The sequence below is a fragment of the Indioceanicola profundi genome, from assembly GCF_003568845.1.
GTDB classification, from domain to species: Bacteria; Pseudomonadota; Alphaproteobacteria; order Azospirillales; family Azospirillaceae; genus Indioceanicola; species Indioceanicola profundi.
Genome location: NZ_CP030127.1, coordinates 511,564 through 522,500 on the forward strand (window position 1 = coordinate 511,564; position 10,937 = coordinate 522,500).

The 10,937-nt window shown below is 63.8% G+C and carries 6 protein-coding genes, 1 tRNA gene and 3 rRNA genes (1 of these 10 running past the window's edge); 7 read left to right on the forward strand and 3 right to left on the reverse strand.

Going from position 1 to position 10,937, the window contains the following annotated elements; translation table 11 throughout:
• Nucleotides 1-50: 50 nt before the first annotated feature.
• Complete coding sequence (locus tag DOL89_RS25035) at nt 51-515, reverse strand: ferritin-like domain-containing protein (protein WP_162937667.1); 465 nt, start codon at nt 513-515, stop codon at nt 51-53.
• Between the two features lie 261 nt (nt 516-776).
• Between DOL89_RS25035 and DOL89_RS18565 the strand changes: the two genes are divergently transcribed.
• Genes DOL89_RS18565 through DOL89_RS18575 form a run of 3 tightly spaced genes read left to right on the forward strand, consistent with a single transcriptional unit; the run spans nt 777 to nt 5,804 of the window.
• Complete coding sequence (locus tag DOL89_RS18565) at nt 777-4,817, forward strand: PAS domain S-box protein (RefSeq protein WP_119680857.1); 4,041 nt, start codon at nt 777-779, stop codon at nt 4,815-4,817.
• Nucleotides 4,818-4,828: 11 nt separating this feature from the next.
• The gene (locus tag DOL89_RS18570) at nt 4,829-5,209 is read left to right on the forward strand and encodes a response regulator (RefSeq protein ID WP_119680858.1); all 381 of its coding nucleotides are present in this window, start codon (nt 4,829-4,831) and stop codon (nt 5,207-5,209) included.
• A 10-nt stretch (nt 5,210-5,219) separates the two neighbouring features.
• Nucleotides 5,220-5,804, forward strand: coding sequence for a DUF533 domain-containing protein (locus tag DOL89_RS18575; protein WP_119680859.1), 585 nt, complete (start codon nt 5,220-5,222; stop codon nt 5,802-5,804).
• 6 nt (nt 5,805-5,810) lie between these two features.
• On the opposite strand, the gene DOL89_RS18580 is transcribed toward DOL89_RS18575, so the two are convergent.
• A complete protein-coding gene (locus DOL89_RS18580; RefSeq protein WP_225890040.1) occupies nt 5,811-6,272 on the reverse strand; it encodes a CBS domain-containing protein in 462 nt (153 codons plus the stop codon).
• Between the two features lie 27 nt (nt 6,273-6,299).
• On the reverse strand, nt 6,300-8,069 hold the full coding sequence (locus tag DOL89_RS18585) for an SLC13 family permease (RefSeq protein WP_119680860.1): 1,770 nt from the start codon (nt 8,067-8,069) through the stop codon (nt 6,300-6,302).
• 576 nt (nt 8,070-8,645) lie between these two features.
• On the opposite strand from DOL89_RS18585, the gene DOL89_RS18590 reads away from it, so the two are divergent.
• From DOL89_RS18590 to DOL89_RS18605, 4 genes are all read left to right on the forward strand, one after another.
• A 16S ribosomal RNA gene (locus DOL89_RS18590) occupies nt 8,646-10,130 on the forward strand.
• Between the two features lie 120 nt (nt 10,131-10,250).
• Nucleotides 10,251-10,366, forward strand: a 5S ribosomal RNA gene (gene rrf, locus DOL89_RS18595).
• A 38-nt stretch (nt 10,367-10,404) separates the two neighbouring features.
• Nucleotides 10,405-10,481, forward strand: a tRNA-Met gene (locus tag DOL89_RS18600).
• Between the two features lie 129 nt (nt 10,482-10,610).
• Nucleotides 10,611-10,937: ribosomal RNA gene (locus DOL89_RS18605) — 23S ribosomal RNA — on the forward strand; it runs 2,422 nt beyond the window's last position.
• The 16S, 23S and 5S rRNA genes sit together here with 1 tRNA gene alongside, the layout of an rRNA operon.

The following is a 10,937-nucleotide window of genomic DNA, read 5'->3' on the forward strand; positions in this document are numbered from 1 at the left end:
GTGGTCGGCAGGGCGCTGGGGAGGCGGAGCGCCCTGCTGCGTGCGGGCCGTCAGACCTTCGTGGAGAGATAGATTTCCCGGCCCATCGCGTCGAACTGCTCCAGCTCGGTTTCGATCTGGTCGATCCGGTCCTCCTTTGCTTTCAGGATTTCGTTGACCAGATCGCGGGAGGCGTAGTCCTGCACGTCGTTCGCCGTCTTGACGGCGTGGCGGAGCGCCTCAGCCGAGGCTTTCTGCTGGTGGAGGTCCGCTTCCAGGATGGCCCGGTGCTCCGCGGCGAAGAAGGTCTCCCCCATGGCGCCGAAATCCGGATCGCCTTCCAGGAACAGCAGCCGGTAGGCAAGCTGATCCATATAGGCCTTCTCCTTAGCAGCTTCCGCTTCCTCCATCCCGGCCAGCTTGCCGTAACCCTTTTCCTTCAACCACAGCGCATGTTTGGCGAACTGCATGAACGCCGAATGAGCGTTCCTGAGGCTGTCATTCAAGGCGGCGATGACCTGTTCGTTGCCCTTCATTACGGGGTCTCCGGTTCGATGTTGGCGATTGGCTCCACGGCCACGCGCCCGCAACCGGCCCGCCTTTAAGAGATTGCGCGGCGATTTCAGGACTGGCCGGACACTGGCGCAGCATCGGCAGGGCAGGTGCTCGCATATGGCGGCCCGCCATACCGCCGAAGAGTTTGAAGAAGCAGCAGAACCGGGATCGACTTTTTCCCTCCGATACTGTTTCAGCCCTGTCGGCAAGGGCCGCACATGCCACCTTTTTGATCCGTGCACATGACATCTGCGCCCAGCCAATCCGCTGTCGACCGCCGCCTCGCCGAAGAGCTGGCCTACCGCGAACGCCAGCATGAGCTGCTGGCTCGCTTCGGCATGGCCACCCTGAAATCCTCCGATGTCTCGGCTCTTCTGCAGGAGGCTGCGCGGCTCTGTGCCGAGGGGCTTCGCACCGAATTCTGCAAGGTGCTGGAAAGTGTGGACGGGCAGGATGCCCTTCTCGTTCGGGCCGGCGTGGGCTGGGACCCGGGGGTTGTGGGGAAGGCGTTGGTCGGGGCCGATCTTGCTTCGCCGGCGGGCTACGCGCTGAAGACCGGCGAACCGGTCATTTCCAACCATCTGGTCGGCGAGACCCGGTTCCGGACTCCCCAGCTCCTGGCGCAGCACGGGGTGAAACGGGCAATCAACGTCATCATCCGGGGCGATGGGGAGCCCTTCGGGGTTCTGGAGGCGGATAGTCGCCAGGAAGGCAAGTTCGATCAGGCCGACGTGGCCTTCCTCCAGGGGTTCGCCAATCTGCTCGGCGTCGCGATCGACAAGGCTCGGGTCGAAGCCGCCTACCATACCGGCCTGGAGCAGCAAAGGCTGATGCTGGAAAGCATCAAGGATCATGCGATCTTCATGACCGATGCCGATGGCCGCATCGTGTCCTGGCCGTCCGGCGCACAGGCGATCTTCCAGTGGCTGCCGGAGGAGATCATCGGGCAGGAAACGGCCCTGCTGTTCACGCCGGAGGACCGGGAAAACGGCGTGCACAGGAAGGAGCTGGTCACCGCGCGCGAAACGGGGCTTGCGCGGGACGAGCGCTGGCATGTGCGGAAGGACGGCTCGCTTTTCTTCGCCGAGGGATCGGTCCGGCCCCTGCACGATGCAGGCGGTGCCCTGAAGGGCTATCTCAAGGTCGCGCTGGACGCGACCGAGCGCCGACGGGCCGAGGAGGCGCTTCGCGAGAGCGAAGCCCAGTTCCGGATACTGGCCGATTCCATCCCGCAACTTGCCTGGATGGCCGATCAGACGGGGGCGATCTACTGGTATAACCAGCGCTGGTACGACTTCACCGGGGCCACGCCGGAGGAGGTGGAGGGCTGGAACTGGCGCAACGTCCACCATCCCGATCATCTGGAGCGCGCCACGGAAAACTATAAGAAGGCCATCGCGGCGGGGGAGGCTTGGGAAGATACTTTTCCGCTGCGCGGGCGTGACGGCAATTTCCGCTGGTTCCTCTCACGCGCCCTCCCGGTGCGGGACCGCCGCGGACGGGTGGTGCGCTGGCTCGGCACCAACACCGACGTTACGGAGCAGCGTGCCGCCGAGGCCAGAATTCTGGAAGCGGAGCGTCGGCTGCAACTTGCGCTGAGTAGTGCCCGCATCGGCACCTGGTCCTGGAACTTCTCGGAGGATGTGCTGCAGGTCGATGCGCGCATCCGGGAGATCTTCGCGTTCGGCAGCGAGGAGGAGATCAGTAGCAAGCGCTTCTTCGACCGTGTCTATCCGGACGACCTGCCGCGGGTCCAGCATATCGTCGAGGTCGCCAGGAGTACGCGGGGCGAATATGACGTGGAGTTCCGCATCCGGCTTCCATCAGGGGAAATACGCTGGACCGTCGCCCGCGGGATCGTGACGCAAAGCGCTGCCGACCGCAGCCTGTCGATGGTCGGAGTTACCTGGGACACCACCGACCAGAAGCGGGCGGAGGACACTCTGCGCTACAGCGAGGCCCGGTTCCGCTCGGTGGTGGAAGCGACGGCGGCAATCGTCTGGAACACCACCGGTGAAGGGGAATTCGCCTGGGAGCAACCCAGTTGGAGCGCCTTCACCGGCCAGGATTTCGAAGCCATCAAGGGCTGGGGGTGGCTAGATGCCCTGTACCCGGATGACCGGGTCCTGACCGCGGAGGCCTGGCGCAATGCCGTGGCCGAGCGCAAAGTCTTCAAGACCGAGCACCGGGTGCGCCGCCATGACGGCGATTACAGGGACATGCTGGTGCGAGCCGTCCCCCTACTGGACGCGGATGGGGAGAAGGTTCTGGAATGGGTCGGCGTCCATACCGACATCACGACCCGGCGACGTGCCGAAGAAGCTCTTCGCGAGGCAGAGGAGCGCTATCGTCTCGCGGCGCGGGCCACCAACGATGCGATCTGGGACTGGAACCTCGCGGCCGACGAAATCCTGTGGAATGATGCCATCCGCACCCTGTTCGGCTATGGCGAGGATCATGCCGAAACGAGCGGCAGCTGGTGGAAGGAGCAGATCCACCCCGATGACCGCAACCGTGTGATCACAAGCATCCACGATGTGATCGATGGCGGCGGAACGCGCTGGAACGAGGAATACCGCTTCCGCCGGGCCGACGGCAGCTTCGCCAGCATCCTCGACCGGGGGTTCGTGCTGCGCCGTTTCGATGGCGACCCGGTCCGGATGATCGGCGCCATGCAGGACATCACGGACCGCAAACGGGCCGAGCAGGAGCTGGCCGCTGCACGCGATGCGGCGGAGGAGGCGAACCTCGCGAAAAGCCAGTTCATCGCCAATATGAGTCATGAACTGCGCACGCCGCTCAGCGCCGTGATCGGCTATTGCGAGATGCTGGAGGAGGAGGCCGAGGATCTCGGCGCCGAAAGCATGCTCGACGATCTCCGGAAGATCAACAGCAACGCCCGCCACCTGCTGACCCTGATCAACGATGTGCTCGACATCTCGAAGATCGAGGCCGGCAAGATGGAAGTGCATCCGGAGGACTTCGAGACCGGCCCCCTCGTCCGGGAGGTGGCTGAAACCGTCCAGGCCCTGGTGGACAAGAAATCCAACACCCTGAACGTCACCTGCGGGGACGAGCTGGGACACATGCACTCGGACCCGGTGAAGCTCCGGCAGTGCCTGTTCAACCTGCTGAGCAACGCCTCCAAATTCACCGAGAACGGCCGTATCACCCTGTCGGCGAACAGGGTGCCTGTCGAGGGAGAGGACTGGCTGGAATTTCGCGTCAGCGACACCGGGATCGGCATGACGCCCGAGGCGCAGTCCCGGCTGTTCCAGCGCTTCAGCCAGGCTGATGCCTCGACCACGCGGAAATTCGGCGGAACCGGGCTTGGCCTCGCCATCACGCGGGCCTTCTGCGTGATGCTGGGCGGGGACATCTCGGTCAGCAGCGCACCGGGGGAGGGCACCACCTTCACCATAAGGCTGCCGGCGGACGCGCGACCGTCCTTACGCCGCTCCTCTCCCGACTGTCCCGAACAGGGGCCGGTGAAGGCGGCCGAAGTGATGGTAGAGGGGGTGGATCGCAACCTGATCCTGGTCGTGGACGACGATCCGCATACGCGCACCCTGTTGTCGCGCTTCCTGACCCGCCAGGGCTTCGGCGTGCAGACGGCATCGAATGGTCAGGAAGGCCTCACCATGGCAGCCGTCTTGAAGCCCACGGCGATCCTGCTCGACGTGATGATGCCAGGAACGGATGGCTGGGCAGTTCTGTCCCGGCTGAAGGCCGATCCCGAGCTGGCCGACATCCCCGTCATCATGGTCACGATGGTGCAGGAGAAGAAGCTGGGGTTCGCGCTCGGAGCCGCCGACTATCTCACCAAGCCCGTGCAGTGGACGCGCCTGAAGCGCGTGCTCGACCGTTACCGTGGACAGGGGATTGCCGGCCGGGCCCTGCTGGTCCAGCACGATCCCGCCAACCGGGAGGAGCTGCGCCACCTGGTCGAGAAGGAGGGCTGGGTCGTGACCGAGGCCGGCGACGAGGCTGCGGCCCGCCGCAGCTTGGCCCAGACAGTGCCGGATCTGGTGCTGATGGACCTTGAACTGCCAGGCAATCCCATCGGGCTGATCCAGGAGCTGCGCCGCAAACCGGGCCGCGCCATCCCGATCATCGGACTGGCGGAGGGGGGCGTGACGGATGCCGATCGGGAGCGGTTGCAGGGAAAGGTCCGGGACATCATCCAGACCGACGAGGAGGGCTCGGAGGAGGAGTTGCTGGCTGAACTCAGAAGGATCGCAATCTCCCGCACGGCATCCGGCGCCAGCCGGCCTGAGACATGATAAGGGAACCGATGACCAAGATATTGCTGGTCGAAGACCATGAAGAAATCTGGGACTTCCTCTCGCGCCGCCTGAAGCGCCGCGGCTATGAGGTGGTCCTGGCCCATGACGGGCAGCAGGCGGTCGACAAGACCCGCGCGGAAACGCCGGACATCGTCCTGCTGGACATGAACCTGCCCATCATGGATGGATGGACCGCGGCGCGCACACTGAAAGCCAGCCCGGAAACGGCGAAGGTCCCCATCATTGCCCTGACGGCGCATGCCATGGCGGGCGACCGCGACAAGGCTCTTCAGGCCGGGTGCGACGATTATCATCCAAAGCCGGTCGACTTCTCCAGGCTCCTGTCACAGATCGACAGCGCGCTCGGCACCGCGCACACGCCATCCTGACGGCTGTGCCATGATCCAGGCCCCGGCCTTCCTGTCGCGTCTCACCCGCGCCGCCCGCGGCGAGGAGACGGACGCATCCGTGATGGCGGGCGCGGACACCGTTCAGACGCCCGTAGAGCCCGCACCGGAACCGGAGGTCGATCCCGGCATCGTCAATGCGCTGGCCTCCAAGGTTCTGCTGGCTTGGCTGCGCAACCGGTATCAGCTCCTGTTCCCGTTCTCCTTCGACCTCCGCCGCCTGGACCGCACCCAGGCGGAGCTGGCAATCCAAGCCATGGTCGCCGCTGCGCAGGCGGACGGTTCCTTCGATGGCAAGGAGCGGGAGCGGATCGAGGGAGCCATGTCGCTGATGAACCCCAGCGAGGCGGAGCACGGGGTGCTGGCGGTGGCCCTCGATAATCCGAGACCGCTCAACGACCTGCTGCGAGACGTGCGGGACGTGCAGACCGGAGCATTGATCTACGCGGCATCGCTGCTCGCCGTCGATCAACGCAAGCCGGTGAACCGCCATTACCTCCGTTATCTGGCCGCCCGCCTCCAACTTTCCGACGAGCTGCTGAAAAGCCTGGAGCAGCGCTTCGGCTCCGGCTCCTGACGCGGATCAGGCCGGGGTCCCGGTCCCTGCGGCCTCATCGTCCACCTCCAGCCGGTCGGTCAGGTCCTTCAGCCCTCTCTGGACCACCTCGCTCTCCACCAACAGCAGCCGGGAAACGTCCGACAGCGACAGCCATCCGATCACCCCGCCGCCATCCTCCACCACGGGAAGGCGGCGGATATTGTGGGACGCCATCAGGTCCATGGCGGTGGTCAATGGGTCGTCAGGGCGGCAGGTGAAGACCAGCCGTGTTGCGATCTCCGATACCCGGGTACGCCGCGGGTCCTTGCCCTCCGCCACGGCCCGATACAGCACGTCGCGGTCGGTGACCACACCCTTGATGTCTGTCGGTGTGCCCAGGGGTAGGGCGCTGACGTCCAGCTCGCCCATCAGCACAACGGTTTCCTGCACAGTCGCGTCCGGCTCGATGAACTCGACATGGCGGGTCATGATATCGGCGACTTTCATGATCTCTGTCCTATCAGCGCGGGACCGTCAGAGCGGCCACACCATGGCGATCAGGGGAACGCCGGCCACCACCACCAGGATCGACAGCGGCAGGCCCAGTTTCCAGTAATCCCCGAACCGATAACCGCCCGGCCCCATCACCAGCGTGTTGCACTGGTGCCCGAAGGGGGTCAGGAAGTCGCAGGCCGCTCCCACGGCCACGGCCATAAGGAAGGGGTCGGGGTTCAGCCCAAGCTTCTGGGCAAGGCTGGCTGCGACCGGCGCCATCACCAGCACGGTTGCGGCATTGTTCAGGAAAGGCGTCACCGCCATCGCGGCCACCACAATCAGGGCCAGCGCCCCCATGGGCGGCAGCGCGTCGGCCGCGATGGACAGCCAGTCGGCAATCAGGTCGGTGGCGCCCGTCGTGCGCACCGCTTCGCTGACCGGAATCAGGGCGCCCAACAGGATCAGGATCGGCCACTCGACGGATTCATAGGCATCGCGCAAGGACAAGGCACGGGTCAGCATCAGGGCCAGAGCCGCGCCGAAGAAGGCGATGGCCACCGGCGCGATCTTCAGCACAACAGCCGCCATGGCAAGCGCCAGGACCAGAATCGGCAGCCAGCGCCGGCGTCCGCGGCCAAGGCCCAGGTCGCGTTCCGCCAGGGGCAACACCCCCAATTCCTTCAGCGCGTCGGGCAACACGTCGAAGCGTCCCTGCAGGACCACGACATCCCCGGCCTGGAAGCGGACGGAGCGGAGCCTCTGCGTAATCCGCTCGCCGCTCCGGCTGATGGCCAGCAGGTTGACCTGATAGCGTCCGCGCAGATCGACATGTGCCGGAGTATTGCCTATCAGGGCGGAGTCCGCGGTAATCACCCCCTCGATCACCCCAACCGTATCGCCGTCGCCTTCTGCCCCGGCGTCCTGGCCCGCCAGCTCCAATCCTCCCCGGGCCACCACCCGCTCCAACGCCTCGGGCTCACCCTCCAGCAGAAGCACGTCGCCGGCCTGGAGCTTCAGCATCGGTGTTGGCTTGTAGCGGCGGAACCGCTCCCGGACCACGCTGGTCAGTTTGGCCGGTCCCTCCGCCAGCGCCACCACGTCCCGGGCCGTGGTGCCGACCAGGGGCGAGTCTGGCGGTACCCGCAGCTCGGCGACGTAGTTCTCTATATTGATCGCCGAATTCAAGGACGCGCCGCCGCGCCGGTCCTTCGGGAGCAGCCAGAAGGTCAGGCTCAGGCAGGTAAGGCCCAGCACAGACAGGCCGAGCCCCACCGGCGCATAGTCGAACATCTGGAAGGGCTCGCCGACGATCTCCTCCCGCACCCGTGCCACAATGATGTTGGGCGACGTGCCGACCAGCGTGATCAGCCCCCCCAACAGCGAACCGAAGCTCAACGGCATCAGCAGCTGGGAAGGCGGAGTTCCGGACCTCTTGGCAAGCTGGAACGCGACCGGGATCAGGATGGCGAGGGCGCCTACATTCTTGATGAAGGTGGACATGGCGATGACGGCGGCAACCAGGACAAAGACCTGGGACCGCGTCGTGGTCAGATAGGGAGCAAGGGGGCGCATCGCCGTCTCGGCCACCCCGGACTTCGCCACAGCAGCGCTGACCAGAAGCGCCGCCCCGACGATCACGACAACATCGTCGCTGAAGCCGGAAAACGCCTGATCCGTCGGCACGATGCCAGTGACGACAGAGGCGAAGAGGGCCAGCATCGCCACCACGTCGTAGCGGAGCCGACCCCAGACGAAAAGCGCCATCATCACGAGAACGATGGCGAAGGCGAAGCCCTGCGGCAGGGTCATGGCGTTGGATATACTCGCAGAAGGACGGGCAGGGGCATAGGGACCCATCCTCATCAACATTGGACCGCGGTCGGCGTTGCAGCTCTTGGCTTGGTTTCAGCGATGGCCATATGTGTGGGGCCCTGCGGTATGGGCTGCGGCGTGGTTCTGGAAAAAAGTTCTGGAAAGCGCTTGACGGTGTTTCCGGGCTTGGCTATATAGCCGCTCCCGCCGCGGTGCTGAGCCGGGCGGGTTCCAGCGACAGGGTCGCCGGACGGATTTCAGACAAGCAGCTGCGAGCTGGCCAGGCGGTCGCCTGGAGGCTCTGGCGCTTGACGGTTCCGCCCTCCGGGGTGGGGCTGGTGGGTCTTGAACAACTGCATATGGTTTTGAGAAGGGATGCGCAGGCGGCGGTCTCTGGGTGCCGGCGGGAGCTGGTGTTTGGAGTGCCTTATAGCTTGTGCATCACGCCAAGAATGCTCTGACCTGTTCTGATGGAGACATCGGGGCGGGTGCTTCAGGAGACAATTCGGGTAGGATTGCACCGGTTGAGGTGCTCCGTCGATGAGGATGTTGGTTTCGGCCGATATCCGCTTCAAACCTGAGAGTTTGATCCTGGCTCAGAACGAACGCTGGCGGCAGGCCTAACACATGCAAGTCGAACGAAGGCTTCGGCCTTAGTGGCGCACGGGTGAGTAACGCGTGGGAACGTGCCCTTTGGTCTGGGATAACGTCTGGAAACGGACGCTAATACCGGATGAGCCCTCTGGGGGAAAGATTTATCGCCAAGGGAGCGGCCCGCGTCTGATTAGCTAGTTGGTGGGGTAATGGCCCACCAAGGCGACGATCAGTAGCTGGTCTGAGAGGATGATCAGCCACACTGGGACTGAGACACGGCCCAGACTCCTACGGGAGGCAGCAGTGGGGAATATTGGACAATGGGGGCAACCCTGATCCAGCCATGCCGCGTGAGTGATGAAGGCCTTCGGGTTGTAAAGCTCTTTCGCACGCGACGATGATGACGGTAGCGTGAGAAGAAGCCCCGGCTAACTTCGTGCCAGCAGCCGCGGTAATACGAAGGGGGCTAGCGTTGTTCGGAATTACTGGGCGTAAAGGGCGCGTAGGCGGCGCTTCAAGTCAGATGTGAAAGCCCCGGGCTCAACCTGGGAACAGCATTTGAGACTGGAGTGCTTGAGTTCCGGAGAGGTGGGTGGAATTCCCAGTGTAGAGGTGAAATTCGTAGATATTGGGAAGAACACCGGTGGCGAAGGCGGCCCACTGGACGGATACTGACGCTGAGGCGCGAAAGCGTGGGGAGCAAACAGGATTAGATACCCTGGTAGTCCACGCCGTAAACGATGTCGGCTAGACGTTGGGGCTCTTAGAGCTTCGGTGTCGCAGCTAACGCATTAAGCCGACCGCCTGGGGAGTACGGCCGCAAGGTTGAAACTCAAAGGAATTGACGGGGGCCCGCACAAGCGGTGGAGCATGTGGTTTAATTCGAAGCAACGCGCAGAACCTTACCAGCCCTTGACATGCCTGGACCGGCGCAGAGATGCGCTTTCCTCTTCGGAGGCCGGGACACAGGTGCTGCATGGCTGTCGTCAGCTCGTGTCGTGAGATGTTGGGTTAAGTCCCGCAACGAGCGCAACCCTCATCGTCAGTTGCCATCATTTGGTTGGGCACTCTGGCGAAACTGCCGCTGACAAGGCGGAGGAAGGCGGGGATGACGTCAAGTCCTCATGGCCCTTACGGGCTGGGCTACACACGTGCTACAATGGTGGTGACAGTGGGCAGCGACCCTGCGAAGGGAAGCGAATCTCCAAAAGCCATCTCAGTTCGGATTGCACTCTGCAACTCGGGTGCATGAAGTTGGAATCGCTAGTAATCGCGGATCAGCACGCCGCGGTGAATACGTTCCCGGGCCTTGTACACACCGCCCGTCACACCATGGGAGTTGGCTTTACCCGAAGCCGGTGCGCTAACCCGTAAGGGAGGCAGCCGACCACGGTACGGTCAGCGACTGGGGTGAAGTCGTAACAAGGTAGCCGTAGGGGAACCTGCGGCTGGATCACCTCCTTTCTAAGGAACCGGCTCATCCGCCGCCCCGCCTGAGATGTTCAGGCCCTGGGTTTCCAGGTAAGGGGCCGCCGCCGGCGCATCTTTTCTCAAAACCATCCATGTTTGCCCGGGGCCTGCCGAGCCGGTGGTCATAGCGAGGGTCCCAACACCCGATCCCATCCCGAACTCGGCCGTGAAACACCTCAGCGCCAATGGTACTGCGTCTTAAGACGTGGGAGAGTAGGTCGCTGCCGGCTCTGCCGGCCCCGGGGCTGAACAAACATGGACATGTTGGCGCGGGATGGAGCAGCCCGGTAGCTCGTCAGGCTCATAACCTGAAGGTCGCAGGTTCAAATCCTGCTCCCGCAACCAACCTTGCCTTGGGCTTTGCGCCCTGGGCGGTTCTTGGACAATTGAATAGAGAGTTTTGTGACCGAGGAAAGCATCTTCGTTGTGGCGGCGTGTGCAGGCTTGCTCCTGTGCATGATGCGCAACCGAGAGGATCAAGCGTAATAAGGGCATCTGGTGGATGCCTTGGCACTGAGAGGCGATGAAGGACGTTGCACGCTGCGATAAGCCATGGGGAGCCGCGAGCAGGCTATGATCCGTGGATTTCCGAATGGGGCAACCCACCGCGCAAGCGGTATCCTGGACTGAATACATAGGTTCAGGAGGCGAACCCGGGGAACTGAAACATCTAAGTACCCGGAGGAAAGGACATCAACCGAGACTCCGCTAGTAGTGGCGAGCGAACGCGGACCAGGCCAGTGGTCTTCTCTACATAACCGGAACCGTCTGGAAAGTCGGGCCAGAGCGGGTGATAGCCCC

What these genes read in the sequence shown, in the direction of transcription:
- DOL89_RS18570 (WP_119680858.1), top strand. Translation starts at nt 4,829, where the DNA reads ATGACCAAGATATTGCTGGTCGAAGACCATGAAGAAATCTGGGACTTC.
- DOL89_RS18580 (WP_225890040.1), bottom strand. Translation starts at nt 6,272, where the DNA reads ATGAAAGTCGCCGATATCATGACCCGCCATGTCGAGTTCATCGAGCCG.
- DOL89_RS18565 (WP_119680857.1), top strand. Translation starts at nt 777, where the DNA reads ATGACATCTGCGCCCAGCCAATCCGCTGTCGACCGCCGCCTCGCCGAA.
- DOL89_RS25035 (WP_162937667.1), bottom strand. Translation starts at nt 515, where the DNA reads ATGAAGGGCAACGAACAGGTCATCGCCGCCTTGAATGACAGCCTCAGG.
- DOL89_RS18575 (WP_119680859.1), top strand. Translation starts at nt 5,220, where the DNA reads ATGATCCAGGCCCCGGCCTTCCTGTCGCGTCTCACCCGCGCCGCCCGC.
- DOL89_RS18585 (WP_119680860.1), bottom strand. Translation starts at nt 8,069, where the DNA reads ATGACCCTGCCGCAGGGCTTCGCCTTCGCCATCGTTCTCGTGATGATG.